The 16225-nt window shown below is 53.7% G+C and carries 19 protein-coding genes; 17 read left to right on the top strand and 2 right to left on the bottom strand.

All coding sequences use genetic code 11. The annotated features are described in order from the left end of the window. The first annotated feature begins 144 nt into the window (after positions 1 to 144). The 4 genes from tauA to tauD are packed head-to-tail and all read left to right on the top strand — an operon-like array spanning position 145 to position 3570. Entirely contained in the window at positions 145 to 1122 is a 978-nt protein-coding gene (gene tauA / locus SD961_RS05465) for a taurine ABC transporter substrate-binding protein (protein ID WP_318789370.1), read from the top strand. A gap of 11 nt (positions 1123 to 1133) precedes the next feature. Continuing rightward, entirely contained in the window at positions 1134 to 1901 is a 768-nt protein-coding gene (tauB, locus tag SD961_RS05470; RefSeq protein ID WP_318789371.1) for a taurine ABC transporter ATP-binding subunit, read from the top strand. Then, positions 1898 to 2725: a taurine ABC transporter permease TauC gene (tauC, locus tag SD961_RS05475; protein WP_318789372.1), complete on the top strand. Its 828-nt coding sequence runs from the start codon at positions 1898 to 1900 to the stop codon at positions 2723 to 2725. Before tauB ends, tauC begins: the two co-directional genes overlap by 4 nt. Then, entirely contained in the window at positions 2722 to 3570 is an 849-nt protein-coding gene (tauD, locus tag SD961_RS05480; protein WP_318789373.1) for a taurine dioxygenase, read from the top strand. Before tauC ends, tauD begins: the two co-directional genes overlap by 4 nt. A gap of 23 nt (positions 3571 to 3593) precedes the next feature. On the opposite strand, the gene SD961_RS05485 is transcribed toward tauD, so the two are convergent. Continuing rightward, the gene (locus tag SD961_RS05485) at positions 3594 to 5492 is read right to left on the bottom strand and encodes an ABC transporter ATP-binding protein (RefSeq protein ID WP_318789374.1); all 1899 of its coding nucleotides are present in this window, start codon (positions 5490 to 5492) and stop codon (positions 3594 to 3596) included. 123 nt (positions 5493 to 5615) lie between these two features. Here SD961_RS05485 and kefG point away from each other — a divergent pair, with 123 nt between their 5' ends. From kefG to slyD, 4 genes are all read left to right on the top strand, one after another. Beyond that, complete coding sequence (gene kefG, locus SD961_RS05490; protein WP_318789407.1) at positions 5616 to 6167, top strand: glutathione-regulated potassium-efflux system ancillary protein KefG; 552 nt, start codon at positions 5616 to 5618, stop codon at positions 6165 to 6167. Next, on the top strand, positions 6168 to 7973 hold the full coding sequence (gene kefB, locus SD961_RS05495; RefSeq protein WP_318789375.1) for a glutathione-regulated potassium-efflux system protein KefB: 1806 nt from the start codon (positions 6168 to 6170) through the stop codon (positions 7971 to 7973). Between the two features lie 8 nt (positions 7974 to 7981). Continuing rightward, a complete protein-coding gene (locus tag SD961_RS05500) occupies positions 7982 to 8176 on the top strand; it encodes a YheV family putative zinc ribbon protein (protein WP_318789376.1) in 195 nt (64 codons plus the stop codon). 139 nt (positions 8177 to 8315) lie between these two features. Further along, positions 8316 to 8870 carry a peptidylprolyl isomerase gene (gene slyD / locus SD961_RS05505; protein ID WP_306209964.1) on the top strand — a complete coding sequence of 185 codons (555 nt, stop codon included), beginning with the start codon at positions 8316 to 8318 and terminating at the stop codon, positions 8868 to 8870. Between the two features lie 72 nt (positions 8871 to 8942). Here the strand turns inward: slyD and SD961_RS05510 are convergent, their stop codons facing one another. Next, positions 8943 to 9161, bottom strand: coding sequence for a SlyX family protein (locus SD961_RS05510; protein ID WP_034895544.1), 219 nt, complete (start codon positions 9159 to 9161; stop codon positions 8943 to 8945). 276 nt (positions 9162 to 9437) lie between these two features. On the opposite strand from SD961_RS05510, the gene fkpA reads away from it, so the two are divergent. The 9 genes from fkpA to SD961_RS05555 form a co-directional block, all read left to right on the top strand. Further along, a complete protein-coding gene (gene fkpA, locus SD961_RS05515; protein ID WP_318789377.1) occupies positions 9438 to 10271 on the top strand; it encodes an FKBP-type peptidyl-prolyl cis-trans isomerase in 834 nt (277 codons plus the stop codon). A gap of 195 nt (positions 10272 to 10466) precedes the next feature. Beyond that, positions 10467 to 11189, top strand: a complete 723-nt coding sequence (locus SD961_RS05520; RefSeq protein ID WP_318789378.1) for a transcriptional regulator — start codon at positions 10467 to 10469, stop codon at positions 11187 to 11189. Next, positions 11189 to 11575, top strand: coding sequence for a sulfurtransferase complex subunit TusD (gene tusD / locus SD961_RS05525; protein ID WP_318789379.1), 387 nt, complete (start codon positions 11189 to 11191; stop codon positions 11573 to 11575). The genes SD961_RS05520 and tusD overlap by 1 nt, the downstream gene beginning before the upstream one ends. After that, positions 11575 to 11934 carry a sulfurtransferase complex subunit TusC gene (tusC, locus tag SD961_RS05530; RefSeq protein WP_318789380.1) on the top strand — a complete coding sequence of 120 codons (360 nt, stop codon included), beginning with the start codon at positions 11575 to 11577 and terminating at the stop codon, positions 11932 to 11934. Before tusD ends, tusC begins: the two co-directional genes overlap by 1 nt. Before the next feature lie 7 nt (positions 11935 to 11941). Beyond that, positions 11942 to 12229: a sulfurtransferase complex subunit TusB gene (gene tusB / locus SD961_RS05535; RefSeq protein ID WP_318789381.1), complete on the top strand. Its 288-nt coding sequence runs from the start codon at positions 11942 to 11944 to the stop codon at positions 12227 to 12229. Positions 12230 to 12354: 125 nt separating this feature from the next. Next, positions 12355 to 12729, top strand: a complete 375-nt coding sequence (gene rpsL, locus SD961_RS05540) for a 30S ribosomal protein S12 (RefSeq protein ID WP_013204141.1) — start codon at positions 12355 to 12357, stop codon at positions 12727 to 12729. Positions 12730 to 12825: 96 nt separating this feature from the next. Continuing rightward, positions 12826 to 13296, top strand: a complete 471-nt coding sequence (gene rpsG, locus SD961_RS05545; RefSeq protein WP_008457106.1) for a 30S ribosomal protein S7 — start codon at positions 12826 to 12828, stop codon at positions 13294 to 13296. Positions 13297 to 13389: 93 nt separating this feature from the next. Beyond that, a complete protein-coding gene (gene fusA, locus SD961_RS05550; protein ID WP_318789382.1) occupies positions 13390 to 15504 on the top strand; it encodes an elongation factor G in 2115 nt (704 codons plus the stop codon). 70 nt (positions 15505 to 15574) lie between these two features. Further along, a partial coding sequence (locus tag SD961_RS05555; protein WP_318789383.1) for a GTP-binding protein occupies positions 15575 to 16225 on the top strand: 651 nt, incomplete at its 3' end.

Raw genomic sequence — 16225 nt, forward strand, 5'->3', positions numbered from 1 at the left:
CGCTTACCCACCCTTTCACTTAGTTATCCACTATTTGATCTAAGGACGATTAGTTATAAAAGATAATTTCTAATTACTTTATCGCGATGGTTGCTCTCGGTTACAAAGGCGTTATTCAAATGATAACGACCACCGGAGCAGGGCATGGCGGGAAAATTCACTCTTACACTTATTGCAGCAGCACTTTCGCTTTCCACGCTTAGCGCACAGGCCGTGGATGTCACTGTTGCTTACCAGACCTCGGCAGAACCGGCCAAAATTGCACAAGCCGACAATACCTTCGCCAGCGAGAGCGGGGCGAAAGTAGAGTGGCGCAAATTCGACAGCGGCTCGAGCGTGGTCAGAGCTCTGGCCTCTGGTGATGTGCAGATAGGTAATATCGGCTCCAGCCCGCTGGCGGTTGCCGCCAGCCAGCAGGTGCCCATTGAAGTCTTCCTGCTTGCCTCCCAACTGGGTAACTCTGAAGCGCTGGTAGTGAAAAAGAGCATCCGCAGCCCGAAAGACCTGATTGGTAAGCGCATCGCCGTGCCTTTCATCTCCACAACGCACTACAGCCTTCTTTCCGCACTGAAGCACTGGGGTATCCGCCCCGATCAGCTGCAAATCATTAACCTGCAACCGCCTGCCATTATTGCTGCCTGGCAACGGGGCGATATTGACGGCGCCTACGTCTGGGCGCCCGCAGTAAATGAGCTGGAAAAAGAGGGCACTGTGCTGACCGACTCGGCGCAGGTGGGTAAGTGGGGCTCTCCAACGCTGGACGTCTGGGTAGTACGAAAAGATTTTGCCGAAAAACATCCTGAGGTGGTGACTGCCTTCGCCCGCAGCGCGCTGACCGCGCAGAAAGGTTATCTCGATAATCCTGAACAGTGGCTGAAAGAGAGCGGCAATCTCAGCAAGCTCTCGCGTTTAAGCGGCGTGCCTGAACAGCAGATCCCTGGTCTGGTAAAGGGGAATACCTACCTTACCGCGCGGCAACAGGTTGAACAGCTTGGCAAGCCGGTGGATCGGGCCATTATCGATACCGCGAAATTCCTCAAAGAGCAGGGCAAGGTACCGCAGGCCGCCAGTGATTACAGCGCCTATGTCACCGACCGCTTCGTCAAACCTCTTGCCGAATAAAAGGAGTCTCTATGCTGACGGTATCCAACCTTACGGCTCGCTACGGCGGTCAACTCGCCTTACAGGAGATCAACCTGACCATTGAGCCAGGCGAGTTGGTGGTAGTGCTGGGACCGTCTGGCTGCGGCAAAACCACCCTGTTGAATCTCATTGCGGGATTTTTGTCCGCAGAGTCGGGCCGCATCACTTTGGATGGCAAAGTGGTGACGGGTCCTGGTGCAGAACGCGGGGTGGTGTTCCAGCATGAAGGGCTGCTGCCGTGGCGCAACGTGCTGGATAATGTGGCGCTGGGCTTACAGCTTGGCGGGATGGCGAAGCCGCAGCGCCGTGACGTTGCCCGCCAGATGCTGAAGAAAGTTGGCCTGGAAGGCGCGGAAAAACGCTTTATCTGGCAGCTTTCTGGCGGTATGCGTCAGCGTGTGGGTATCGCCAGGGCGCTGGCGGCCAACCCTCAACTGCTGCTGTTGGATGAACCGTTCGGCGCACTGGATGCGTTTACTCGTGAGCAAATGCAGGAACTGCTGCTGAATCTGTGGCGTGAAAGCGGCAAGCAGGTGTTGCTGATTACGCACGATATTGAAGAAGCGGTGTTCCTCGCCAGCGAGCTAATCTTGCTTTCACCTGGGCCGGGCCGGGTGACTGAACGCCTGGCGCTGGATTTTGGCCGACGCTACGCTGCGGGAGAATCCTGCCGCAGCATCAAGTCCGACCCCGCTTTTATCGAAAAACGTGAATATGTCCTGAGCCAGGTCTTCCAGCAGCGCGAGGTCTTCTCATGAGTTTATTATCCACCGAAAAATCGCTGACTCGCCGCGTGCGGTTGAGCTGGCCCTTCAGTCGCCAGATCACGCTTAGCGCAGCGACATTGCTGGTGGTGCTGGCCATCTGGTGGACGGTTACCGCGTTGAAGCTGATCGCGCCGCTGTTTTTACCTGCGCCTTATCAGGTATTCCATCAGTTGCTGACCATCGCCAGCGCACAAGGGTTTATGGACGCAACGCTGTGGCAGCATCTGGCAGCCAGCCTGATCCGCATTGTGATCGCCTTGCTGGCAGCGGTAGTCATCGGCGTGCCGGTTGGCATTCTGATGGGGCTGAATGAGACAGCACGCGGCATTCTCGACCCGCTTATTGAACTTTATCGCCCGGTGCCGCCGCTGGCCTATCTGCCGCTGATGGTTATCTGGTTCGGCATTGGCGAAACTTCCAAGATCCTGCTGATTTATCTGGCTATCTTTGCGCCCGTTGCGCTCTCTGCGCTGGCTGGCGTTAAAAGCGCCCAGCAGGTTCGCATTCGTGCGGCTCAGGCGCTGGGCGGCAACCGATGGCAGGTGCTCTGGTATGTAATTTTACCCGGCGCGCTGCCGGAGATTTTAACCGGAGTGCGCATCGGTTTAGGCGTTGGCTGGTCCACGCTGGTGGCCGCAGAGCTGATTGCCGCCACGCGCGGGCTTGGATTTATGGTGCAGTCCGCTGGAGAGTTTCTGGCTACCGACGTGGTGCTTGCAGGCATCGCCGTCATCGCCCTGATCGCTTTCACTCTTGAGGTGGGGCTGCGCGCCCTGCAACGCCGTTTAACCCCCTGGCATGGAGAACACCTATGAACGAACGTCTGACTATTAAAGCGCTGGGGCCATATATTGGTGCCGAGGTTTCTGACATTACCCTGAGCCGCCCGCTGAGCGATGCGCAGTTTGAGCAGCTCTATCACGCGCTGATCCGCCATCAGGTGTTATTCTTCCGCGATCAGCCGGTCACCCCGCAGCAGCAGCGGGCGCTGGCTGCGCAGTTTGGCGACCTGCATATCCACCCTGTTTATCCTCACGCACCAGGGGTGGAAGAGATCATCGTGCTGGATACCCACGATAACAATCCGCCGGATAATGATAACTGGCACACCGACGTGACGTTCATTGCCACGCCGCCAGCAGGGGCTATTCTGGCGGCTAAAAGGCTGCCGGAGACAGGTGGGGATACGCTTTGGGCCAGCGGGATCGCCGCTTATGAAGCGTTGTCCGACTCGTTCAAAACCTTGCTGAACGGCCTGAAGGCGGAACATGATTTCACTAAATCATTTCAGGAGTTCAAACACCGCGGCAGTGAGGAAGAGCATGCGCGCTGGAAGCTGGCGGTAGAGAAAAACCCGCCGCTGCTGCACCCGGTTATTCGTACCCATCCGGTGAGCGGCAGGCAGGCGCTGTTTGTGAACGAAGGGTTCACCACGCGCATTGTGGGTATTCCACAAAAAGAGAGTGAAGCGTTGCTGGGCTTCCTGTTTGCGCATATCACTAAGCCGGAGTTTCAGGTGCGCTGGCGCTGGCAGGAGAATGATATTGCGATCTGGGATAACCGGGTGACGCAGCATTATGCCAATGCAGACTACATGCCGCAGCGGCGGATCATGCACCGGGCCACTATTCTGGGGGATAAGCCTTTCTGGCGCGGCTGAGCAGGCGCTCAGCCGCTCTCTGGTCAGGAGGCCAGCATCATCTCAAGCTGTTCCTGCGCATCCAGCCAGGCCATCTCGCACTCTTCAAGCGCCGATTTTGCCGTAGCCTGCTGTTGCAGCGCCAGCGTGAGGTCGGCTTTGCGGCTCTGATCGTAGAGCGCTGAATCAGCCAGCTTTGACTCCGCCTCTGCCAGCTGCGCATTCAGCTTTTCCATCTGCTTTTCCAGCTTCTCAATCTGCTTACGCAACGGCTGCGTTTGCGTTCGCAGCTCCGCTTCGCGGCGTTTTTGATCCTTGCGGGCCTGCGCACTGTTAGCGGTATCCTGCTTTGGTTCGCTCACGCTGCTCTGCTTCTGCAGATCGCTCAGCCACTGCTGATAATCTTCCAGGTCGCCATCAAAAGGTTCAACCTGACCATCATGCACCAGATAGAGGTCATCGGTGGTAGAGCGGAGCAGGTGGCGGTCATGCGATACCACCACCAGCGCGCCCTCAAAATCAATCAGCGCCTCGGTCAGCGCCTGGCGCATATCCAGATCCAGGTGGTTGGTCGGTTCATCCAGCAGCAGCAGGTTAGGGCGTTGCCAGACAATCAGCGCCAGCACCAGACGTGCCTTTTCGCCGCCGGAAAAACGCTGGGTGATTTCCGTCACCTTATCGCCCTGGAAGCCAAAGCCGCCCAGATAATCACGCAACTGCTGTTCCAGCACCTTTGGCGCCAGACGAACCATATGCTGCAGAGGAGATTCATCAGCCTGTAAGAATTCCAGTTGATGCTGGGCGAAGTAGCCAAGCTTGATGCCTTTCGCCAGGCCGATATCCCCTTTTAGCGGCGCGAGATCGCCCGCCAGCATTTTTATCAGCGTGGATTTACCCGCGCCGTTACGGCCCAGCAAACCAATGCGCGAACCAGGAACCAGGTTCAGCTTGATCGAGTTAAGGATAATTTTATCGCCATATCCCGCGCTGACTTTTTCCATCTTCAGCAGGGGATTCGGCAAGCTTTCCGGCTCGCGGAAGCTGAAGGTAAAGGGGTTATCCACGTGCGCAGGGGCAATCAGCTCCATACGCTCCAGCATTTTGATACGGCTTTGCGCCTGCTTGGCCTTGCTGGCTTTCGCCTTGAAGCGGTCAATAAAGCTTTGCAGGTGCGCCACTTTTTGCTGCTGGTTTTCAAACATCGACTGCTGCTGAGCCAGCTTGGTGGCGCGCTGGATCTCGAACGAGCTGTAGTTGCCGGTGTACTCAAACATCGAGTGCTGTTCAATGTGCAGAATTTTATCCACCACCGGATCGAGGAAGTCCCGGTCGTGGGAGATCAGGATCAGCGTGCCCTGATAGCTGTTAAGCCAGCGTTCAAGCCAGATGACGGCATCAAGATCGAGGTGGTTAGTGGGTTCATCCAGCAGAAGAAGATCGGAACGGCAGATCAGCGCCTGCGCCAGGTTAAGGCGCATCCGCCAGCCGCCGGAAAAGTCGCTGACCGGATACTGCAACTGCTCCTGGGAAAAGCCCAAACCGTTAAGCAGGCTGGCGGCGCGAGGCTGTATGGTCCAGGCCTGAATAGCATCTAGCTTGCCGTGCAGTGTGGCGATGGCGTGCCCGTCGTTAATCTCATTAGCGTGGGCCAGTTCAGCTTCCAGCTGGCGGAACTCCCGGTCGCCATCGATCACATACTCAATAGCGGGTTTGGTAAGCGCTGGCGTTTCCTGATTAACCCATGCCAGCGACCAGTTGCCAGGATAGCTGAAGCTGCCTGCATCGGCGCTTATCTCGTTCTTAAGCAGCGACAGCAGCGTGGATTTACCGCAGCCATTTTTCCCTACCAGGCCGACTTTCTGGCCCGGGTTGATGGTGGCTGTGGCATTGTCCAGCAGTACGCGGACACCGCGTCGAATTTGTAATGAAGAGAAGACAATCATAAGCGCCGTAATAGTGAGAATATGTTAAATTAAACCATCAATTTGATTTCGGAATCGCAAATTCCGTTGCGTCGAGCATGGTAGCGGAATTTCCCCGCCGTGACGATGATTTGGAGGGGAATGATGTCGCAGCCGCCTAAAGTTTTGCTGCTTTACGCACACCCGGAATCACAGGACTCGATAGCTAATCGGGTTCTGCTCAAGGCCGCCGGGGATTTACCACATGTGACGGTGCACGATCTCTACGCGCACTATCCTGATTTCTTTATCGATATCCACTACGAACAGCAGCAGCTGCGCGAGCACGACGTCATTGTTTTCCAACATCCCCTCTATACCTACAGCTGCCCGGCGCTGCTGAAAGAGTGGCTGGACCGGGTGCTTTCGCGCGGCTTTGCCAGCGGACCCGGCGGCAATGTGCTTGAAGGAAAATACTGGCGCAGCGTGATCACCACTGGTGAACCTGAAGCGGCCTACCATCAGGAAGGGCTTAATCGCTATCCCATGTCCGATATCATGCGCCCGTTTGAGCTGACGGCGCAGATGTGCCGTATGCACTGGCTGACGCCGATGATTGTTTACTGGGCCAGGCGTCAGACCCCTGAGGTGATGAAGAACTACTCGCGGGCCTACGGTGACTGGCTCGCTTCCCCTTTGCCCTATGGAGGTATTTGAATGGAAGGACAATCTCTCCTGACGGCGGGCGTGGTCTATTTATTTGCGGCGGTGATCGCCGTGCCGATTGCTGCGCGTCTGGGGATCGGCGCTGTCCTGGGCTATCTGCTGGCCGGTATTGCCATTGGTCCGTGGGGGCTGGGCTTTATCAGCGACGTTGAGGAGATCCTGCACTTCTCCGAGCTGGGCGTCGTATTCCTGATGTTTATCATCGGCCTGGAACTGAAGCCCTCAAAGCTTTGGGAACTGCGGCGCTCGATTTTTGGCGTGGGTGCCGCTCAGGTGATCTTCAGCGCGGCCATTTTGGGCGGGTTGCTGTGGCTCACTGATTTTTCCTGGCAGGCGGCAATCATCGGCGGCATTGGGCTGGCGATGTCCTCTACCGCGATGGCGCTGCAGTTAATGCGCGACAAGGGCATGAACCGTAACGAGTCCGGACAGCTTGGCTTCTCCGTGCTGCTGTTCCAGGATCTCGCCGTGATCCCTGCGCTGGCGCTGGTACCCTTGCTTGCCGGTAGCGACAGCGGCCACACCGACTGGATAAAAGTGGGCATGAAGGTGCTGGCGTTTGCCGGTATGTTAGTGGGTGGCCGTTATCTGCTGCGGCCTATCTTCCGTTTTATTGCCGCTTCGGGCGTGCGGGAGGTCTTTACTGCGGCGGCGCTGTTACTGGTGCTCGGCTCTGCCTTGTTTATGGATGCGCTGGGTCTCTCTATGGCGCTGGGCACTTTTATCGCCGGCATTCTGCTGGCAGAAAGTGAATACCGCCATGAACTGGAAATCGCTATCGATCCCTTTAAAGGGTTGCTGCTGGGACTGTTCTTTATCTCGGTAGGCATGGCGTTGAATCTGGGCGTGCTTTACACCCACATTATTGAAATTCTGGTGGGTGTGGTAGCGCTGGTGTCGATCAAAGCTGGCGTGCTTTATCTGCTGTCGCGCATTTTTGGTTTGCGCAGCTCTGAACGGCTGCAGTTCTCTGGCGTGCTGAGTCAGGGCGGGGAATTCGCCTTTGTTCTCTTCTCTGCGGCCTCTTCCGCTAAACTGTTCAGTGGTGACCAGATGCCGCTGCTGCTGGTCACCGTAACGCTGTCGATGATGACCACGCCGTTACTGATGCAGGGGGTCGATAAAATCCTTGAGCGGCGCTTTAACGAGGCGGATGAAAACGAAGAGAAGCCCTTTGTTGAAGATGATAAGCCACAGGTTATCGTGGTTGGGTTTGGCCGCTTCGGTCAGGTGGTTGCCCGTTTGCTGATGGCCAATGAAAAGCGCATTACGGTTTTGGAACGCGATATCAGCGCCGTAAGTCTGATGCGAAAATATGGTTACAAAGTATACTATGGTGATGCGACAGAGCTGGAACTGCTACGAGCAGCAGGTGCGGAGACGGCACAATCCATCGTCATTACCTGTAACGGCCCGGAAGATTCCATGGAGATTGTGCATCTCTGTCAGCATCATTTTCCACACCTACAGATCCTTGCCCGGGCGAGAGGTCGTGTGGAAGCTCACGAACTGCTGCAGGCGGGCGTTAATCAGTTCTCACGCGAAACTTTCTCCAGTGCGCTTGAACTGGGGCGTAAAGCGCTGATGACGCTGGGTATGCATCCACATCAGGCGTTCCGCGCCCAGCAGCATTTCCGCCGTCTGGATATGCGTATGCTGCGTGAACTGATGCCAAATCATAGCGACAGTCAGCAAATCTCCCGCGTGAAAGAGGCAAGACGCGAGCTGGAAGATATTTTTCAGGCGGAGATGCAGCACGAAAAACGTCAGTTCGACGGCTGGGACGAATATGAATAGGAGGCTTTATGCGTAAAAGATTTATTGCCGGTGCCACCTGCCCGAGCTGTAAAGCTCAGGATACGCTGGCGCTGTGGCAGGAAAATAATATCGATGTTGTTGAATGTGTTAAATGTGGTCATCAGATGCGCGAGGCCGATAAACAGGCGCGCGAGCAGGTCAGAACCAATGAGCAGGTGATCGGTATTTTTCATCCTGAGTAGCGTTATCGCTCAGCTTTTTTTAAGCTGTACCACACAGCGGCGTTGAAATTCGTTACAATCGGCGCAATCAAGAGTTTTATGCGTTGGCAAACAGGTCAACAAATTCAGGACTCAACGTTCTCAACGGTTAGGAGTAATCATGAAAGTAGCTAAAGACCTGGTGGTCAGCCTGGCATACCAGGTACGTACAGAAGACGGCGTGTTGGTCGATGAGTCTCCGGTGAGCGCACCGCTGGACTACCTGCACGGTCATGGTTCCCTGATCTCAGGCCTGGAAAAAGCCCTGGAAGACCATGAGGCGGGTGACAAGTTTGAAGTTCACATCGCAGCCAATGACGCATACGGTCAGTATGACGACAACCTGGTACAGCGCGTTCCGAAAGATGTTTTCATGGGTGTTGATGAACTGCAGGTTGGCATGCGCTTCCTGGCAGAAACCGATCAGGGCCCGGTGCCGGTCGAAATCACCGAAGTGGAAGATGAGCACGTTGTGGTTGATGGTAACCACATGCTGGCGGGACAGGATCTGAACTTCAACGTTGAAGTGGTTGCTGTACGTGAAGCAACTGCGGAAGAACTGGCCCATGGCCACGTTCATGGTGAAGATGGTCATCATCACGACCATGACCACGATCACGACCATGATCATGGTAAAGGCGGTTGCGGTACTGGCGGCTGCGGCTGCAGTCACTAAGCGTCTGCCCTGACGTAAAAGGCCACCTTCGGGTGGCCTTTTTGCTTTTTGCATCGCCAGCCCGCTCAGGCTTTAATAATGAGGCGGGGGTGTCTCTTCAGATTGCGAGGCGATCATCGACGGCGCCGCAGATTTGAGCTTATCCGTCAGCAGGCGCATCTGCTCGCGCAGACGGGCCATCTCCAGCTCATGATGAATCACAGTTTGGTTAAGCTCCTCAAGGGTATGTTCCTGAAAGGCCAGCCGGCTTTCCAGCATCTCCATTCGCTCTTCAAACAATGATTGTTGCATACGCGTTCCTCTTGTTACTGCGCTGGCCGTTATGCTGGCCGAATGCGTTGATTCTAACGGGAAAGCGCAGGCTGAAATAGGCAATTCAGGTAAATTTTGGCCTGGCAGTTGAAAAAGCGTTTCGGTGCCTGCATCTCTGTGGTGAAACTTTCGCAAAGGAACGGGGTCGGAAGTTAACTTAGTTTTCATTGCGGGAATTTTCTCGCGCACAGTTATAATACAGGTCCTGCCTGTAAACGATTTCCGAGGTGAGAGGCTTCGGTTTTGGAGAAATGGATGAAATCACTGTTTAAAGTCACACTGTTAGCCACCACCATGGCCGTTGCGCTGAATGCGCCTCTGGCAATGTCCGCCGAGACCACGCCGGCCACTACGGCTCAGCAGGCACCACAGCAAGCTCCGAAGAACGCAGCCTTCAAAAATGATGACCAGCAGTCCGCCTATGCGCTGGGTGCCTCGCTGGGCCGTTACATGGAAAACTCGTTGAAAGAGCAAGAGAAACTGGGCATCAAGCTGGATAAAGATCAGCTGATTTCAGGTGTTCAGGACGCTTTTGCTGGCAAGAGCAAACTCTCTGATCAGGAAATCGAACAGACTCTGCAATCCTTTGAAGCCCGCGTGAAAGGCGCTGCGCAGGCGAAGATGGAAAAAGACGCGAAAGAGAACACTGAAAAGGGTGAAGCCTTCACCACTAAATTCGCTAAAGAAAAAGGCGTGAAGAAAACTGAGTCTGGCCTGCTTTATCAGGTTGAGAAAGAAGGGACTGGTGATGCGCCAAAAGACAGCGATACCGTTGTAGTGAACTACAAAGGCACGCTGATTGACGGCACTGAGTTCGACAACTCCTACACTCGCGGTGAACCGCTTTCCTTCCGTCTGGATGGTGTAATCCCAGGCTGGACCGAAGGTCTCAAGCATGTGAAGAAGGGCGGTAAGATCAAACTGGTTATCCCACCACAGTTGGCTTACGGTAAAAATGGCGTTCCGGGCATTCCGGCTAACTCCACCCTGGTCTTCGATGTTGAGCTGCTCGACATTAAACCAGCTGCTAAAGCCGACGCGAATGCGCCAGCACCGGCAGAAGCCCCAGCGGCAACGCAGGCTAAATAATCTCTTAACCGCCACATCCCATGTGGCGGTTTGCTTTTCTCCTGCTGCTTTTCCAGTTTATGCGCTCTCCGGCATTTCATGACAAAGGTCAGGACAGGCGTTTCTGATATTTGATAGACTGTCCCACATGCATTTTCATCAGAACGAGTCTGCCCTTGTGCCGTGCGACAGGCTCTTTAAAAGGGTGGTGTCTTAATGTCTGGTTCAATTTTTACCGGTGATGTGGCCGATCTGGAATTACTGGAACAGCATCCCTTCGCGCAAACTGACTTTGATATCCTTAAATCCTACGAAGCCGTGGTTGACGGGCTGGCGATGCTAATCGGTTCTCACTGTGAAATCGTGCTGCACTCGCTGGAAGATTTAAAGTGCTCGGCGGTCAGAATTGCCAATGGTGAACACACGGGTCGAAAAATTGGCTCCCCCATTACCGATCTGGCACTGCGGATGTTGCATGATATGACCGATGCAGACAGCAACGTATCCAAAGCCTATTTTACCCGTGCTAAAAGTGGCGTGCTGATGAAGTCGGTGACGATTGCCATCCGTAACGGTGAGCAGCGCGTGATTGGTTTGCTCTGTATCAACATGAATCTGGATGTACCTTTCTCCCAAATTATGGCCACGTTTATGCCGCCGGAAACGCAGGATGCTGCCTCCTCGGTAAATTTCGCTAGCTCGGTTGACGATTTAGTGATGCAAACGCTGGAGTTCACCATTGAAGAGGTGAGCGGCGATCGCAACGTCTCTAACAATGCTAAAAACCGGCAGATCGTGCTTAACCTGTATGAGAAGGGGATCTTTGATATCAAAGATGCCATTAACCAGGTGGCCGAACGGCTTAATATCTCTAAGCACACCGTTTATCTCTATATCCGCCAGTTCAAAAGTGGTGATTTCCAGGGACAGGAGCGCTGATGCGTTACGCTTTGCTGGTCACCGGACCGGCCTATGGTACGCAGCATGCCAGCAGCGCTTACCTTTTTGCCCGGGCACTGCTGGCGGCGGGACATGAGCTGGAAAGCGTATTTTTCTATCGGGAAGGGGTGCTGAATGCCAGCGAGCTGATCTCCCCTGCCAGCGATGAGTTTGATTTAAGCCAGGCGTGGCAACAGCTACACCGGGAACGGGGCATCAGGCTCAATATCTGCGTAGCGGCGGCATTGCGCAGGGGGATTACCGATCGGCAGGAGGCCGATAATCTGAATCTGCCGGGAGCCAATCTGGCAGAAGGATTTCAGCTGGCCGGATTAGGCGCTCTGGCTGAAGCCGCACTAACCTGTGAACGTCTGGTGCAGTTCTGATGAACCGCGTCGCCTTTATATTTACCCAGCCGCCGCACGGCAGCAGTGCCGGAAGGGAAGGGCTGGATGCGGTAATGGCTATGTCGGCGTTAAGCGAAGAGGTGGCGCTGTTTTTCGTGAGCGACGGTGTCTTCCAGCTGCTGAAGGGGCAGGAGCCTGAACAGATTCTGGCGAGAAATTACATCGCTACCTTTGGCGTGCTGCCTTTATATGACCTTGAACATTTTTACGTCTGTGCAGCTTCGCTTGCTGAAAGGGGAATAAACGCCGATCGGGTGACGGTGCTGCCCGCTGAAGTTTTAGCCCCTGAAGCACTTCGCGCAGCGCTGGAAAAGTACGATCGGATCATTACGTTTTGAGGACGCTATGCTGCATACCCTGGTAAATTCGCCCTATCGCTGTGATTTTAACGCGATGGTGAGATTTTTTTCTGCCGGTGACGATCTGCTGCTTTTACAGGATGGCGTTATTGCAGCCCTTACAGGCAGCCGCACCCTTGAAATCCTGTTATCTGCCCCTATATCCCTGTATGTGCTACAGGAAGATATCGTCGCGCGCGGGCTTTCTGCTCAAATTTCAACCAGCGCGACCACAGTAAGCTATACTGATTTCGTCGCGCTGACGGTAAAAAATCCGCAACAAATGACCTGGTAATGCACGATATCCTGGTTATTTCTTGACACCTTTTCTGCTCAGCCCTAAAATTCCGCGTCCTCGTTATACCACGAGGCGATTTATCACGTGTTTACGAAGCAAAAGCAAATCCCAGGAGCTATTTAATGGCAACAGTTAATCAGCTGGTTCGCAAACCACGCGCACGCAAAGTTGCAAAGAGCAACGTGCCTGCGCTGGAAGCCTGCCCGCAGAAACGTGGTGTATGTACTCGCGTATATACTACTACTCCTAAAAAACCGAACTCCGCACTGCGTAAAGTATGTCGTGTTCGTTTAACCAACGGTTTTGAAGTTACCTCCTATATCGGCGGTGAAGGTCATAACCTGCAGGAACACTCCGTGATCCTGATCCGTGGCGGTCGTGTTAAAGACTTGCCAGGTGTGCGTTACCACACCGTTCGTGGCGCGCTGGACTGCTCAGGTGTTAAAGACCGTAAGCAGTCACGCTCCAAGTACGGCGTGAAGAAGCCAAAGGCTTAATGGTTCTCCGTTAAGTAAGGCCAAACGTTTTATCTTAAATGTCATAATAAACTCCTAGAGTTTTGGACAATCCTGAATTAACAACGGAGTATTTCCATGCCACGTCGTCGCGTAATTGGCCAGCGTAAAATTCTGCCGGATCCTAAGTTCGGATCAGAGCTGCTGGCTAAATTTGTAAATATCCTGATGGTAGACGGTAAAAAATCTACTGCTGAATCAATCGTCTATACCGCGCTTGAGACCCTGGCTCAGCGTTCAGGTAAAAACGAACTGGAAGCATTCGAAGTAGCCCTGGACAACGTCCGCCCAACCGTGGAAGTTAAATCCCGTCGCGTTGGTGGCTCTACTTATCAGGTACCAGTTGAAGTCCGTCCGGTTCGTCGTAATGCTCTGGCAATGCGTTGGATCGTTGAAGCTGCTCGTAAACGCGGTGATAAATCTATGGCTCTGCGCCTGGCGAACGAACTTTCTGATGCTGCAGAGAACAAAGGTACTGCAGTTAAGAAACGTGAAGACGTTCACCGTATGGCCGAAGCCAACAAGGCGTTCGCTCACTACCGCTGGTAACAGCTCTGTAGTTGTTATAAACCCAGCGGGCGTCCCAGTGACTCACCTGCTGGGCTTTTTTAACTTAGAACGTCTAAGAATCAGAGGAATCAAATGGCTCGTAAAACACCCATTGAGCGCTACCGTAACATTGGTATCAGCGCACACATCGACGCCGGTAAGACCACTACTACCGAGCGCGTTCTGTTTTACACCGGTGTAAACCACAAAATCGGTGAAGTTCATGATGGCGCGGCCACCATGGACTGGATGGAGCAGGAACAGGAACGTGGTATCACCATCACTTCCGCTGCGACCACCTGTTACTGGTCTGGTATGGCTAAGCAGTTTGAGCCACACCACGTAAATATCATCGACACCCCGGGACACGTTGACTTCACCATCGAAGTTGAGCGTTCTATGCGTGTGCTTGATGGCGCAGTAATGGTTTACTGTGCAGTTGGTGGTGTTCAGCCACAGTCTGAGACCGTATGGCGTCAGGCGAACAAATATAAAGTTCCACGCATTGCGTTCGTTAATAAAATGGACCGCATGGGTGCTAACTTCCTGAAAGTTGTTGACCAGATGGAAAAGCGCCTGGGTGCAAACCCGGTGCCATTGCAGCTGGCTATCGGCGCAGAAGAGAAATTCACCGGTGTTGTTGACCTGGTGAAAATGAAAGCTATCAACTGGAACGATGCCGATCAGGGCGTTACCTTCGTTTACGAAGAGATCCCAGCTGATATGCAGGAACTGGCCGAAGAATGGCGCGGCAAGCTGGTTGAAGCCGCAGCTGAAGGTTCTGACGAGCTGATGGAGAAATTCTTTGGTGGCGAAGAGCTGACTGAAGAAGAGATCAAAACGTCACTGCGTAAGCGCGTTCTGAACAGCGAAATCATCCTGGTTACCTGTGGTTCTGCATTTAAGAACAAAGGTGTTCAGGCGATGCTGGATGCGGTTGTTGAGTATCTTCCGGCTCCGACTGACGTTACCGCGATTAACGGTATGTTAGACGACGGTAAAGACACTCCGGCTGTTCGTCACTCAGACGACAAAGAACCGTTTGCTGCGCTGGCGTTCAAAATCGCTACCGACCCGTTTGTAGGTAACCTGACCTTCTTCCGCGTTTACTCTGGTGTCGTGAATTCAGGTGATACCGTGTACAACCCGGTTAAGTCTGCTCGTGAGCGTCTGGGCCGTATCGTTCAGATGCACGCCAACAAACGTGAAGAGATTAAAGAAGTTCGCGCAGGCGACATCGCTGCTGCTATCGGTCTGAAAGACGTGACTACTGGTGACACCCTGTGTGACCCAGAAAACGTGATCATTCTGGAGCGCATGGAGTTCCCTGAGCCGGTAATCTCAATCGCTGTTGAACCAAAAACCAAAGCTGACCAGGAAAAAATGGGTCTGGCTCTGGGTCGTCTGGCGAAAGAAGATCCATCATTCCGCGTATGGACTGATGAAGAAACTAACCAGACCATCATCGCCGGTATGGGTGAGCTGCACCTCGACATCATCGTTGACCGCATGAAGCGTGAATTCAACGTTGAAGCGAACGTCGGTAAACCTCAGGTTGCTTACCGTGAAGCGATTCGCGCGAAAGTTACCGATATCGAAGGTAAACACGCCAAGCAGTCTGGTGGTCGTGGTCAGTACGGTCATGTTGTTATCGACATGTACCCACTGGAGCCGGGCGTTAACCCTAAAGGTTACGAGTTTGTCAACGACATCAAAGGTGGTGTGATTCCTGGTGAATACATCCCTGCGGTGGACAAAGGTATCCAGGAGCAGCTGAAATCTGGTCCTCTGGCTGGTTATCCAGTAGTTGATCTGGGCGTTCGTCTGCACTTCGGTTCATACCATGACGTTGACTCCTCTGAGCTGGCGTTTAAACTGGCGGCTTCTATCGCGTTCAAAGACGGCTTTAAGAAAGCGAGTCCGGTTCTGCTTGAGCCAATCATGAAGGTTGAAGTAGAGACTCCTGAAGAGAACACCGGTGACGTTATCGGTGACCTTAGCCGTCGTCGTGGTATGCTCAAAGGACAGGAATCTAACGCTACTGGCGTTCAGATTCACGCTGAAGTTCCGCTGTCTGAAATGTTCGGATACGCGACTCAGTTGCGTTCTCTGACTAAAGGCCGTGCTTCATACTCCATGGAGTTCCTGAAGTATGATGATGCGCCGAATAACGTCGCTCAGGCCGTTATTGAAGCTCGTAGCAAATAAGCTACAGTTTTAAAATATTGATCCTATGCTCTCACCAAAGGGTGAGAGCATTAAAGTAAGGAATATTGTCGTGGCTAAAGAGAAATTTGAACGTAACAAACCGCACGTCAACGTTGGTACCATCGGACACGTTGACCACGGTAAAACTACCCTGACTGCTGCTATCACCACCGTTCTGGCTAAAACCTACGGCGGTTCTGCTCGTGCATTCGACCAGATCGATAACGCACCAGAAGAAAAAGCACGTGGTATCACCATCAACACTTCACACGTTGAATATGACACCCCGTCTCGCCACTATGCGCACGTTGACTGCCCAGGCCACGCCGACTATGTGAAAAACATGATCACCGGTGCTGCGCAGATGGACGGTGCAATTCTGGTTGTTGCAGCAACTGACGGCCCAATGCCTCAGACCCGTGAGCACATCCTGCTGGGTCGCCAGGTTGGCGTTCCTTACATCATCGTGTTCCTGAACAAGTGCGACATGGTTGATGACGAAGAGCTGCTGGAACTGGTAGAAATGGAAGTACGTGACCTGCTGTCACAGTACGACTTCCCAGGCGACGACACGCCAATCGTTCACGGTTCTGCTCTGAAAGCGCTGGAAGGCGACGCTGAGTGGGAAGCTAAAATCATTGAGCTGGCTGGCCACCTGGATAACTACATCCCGGAACCAGAGCGCGCAATCGACAAGCCGTTCCTGCTGCCTATCGAAGAC

Source organism: Erwinia sp. MMLR14_017 (assembly GCF_033657285.1).
Lineage (GTDB): Bacteria > Pseudomonadota > Gammaproteobacteria > Enterobacterales > Enterobacteriaceae > Erwinia.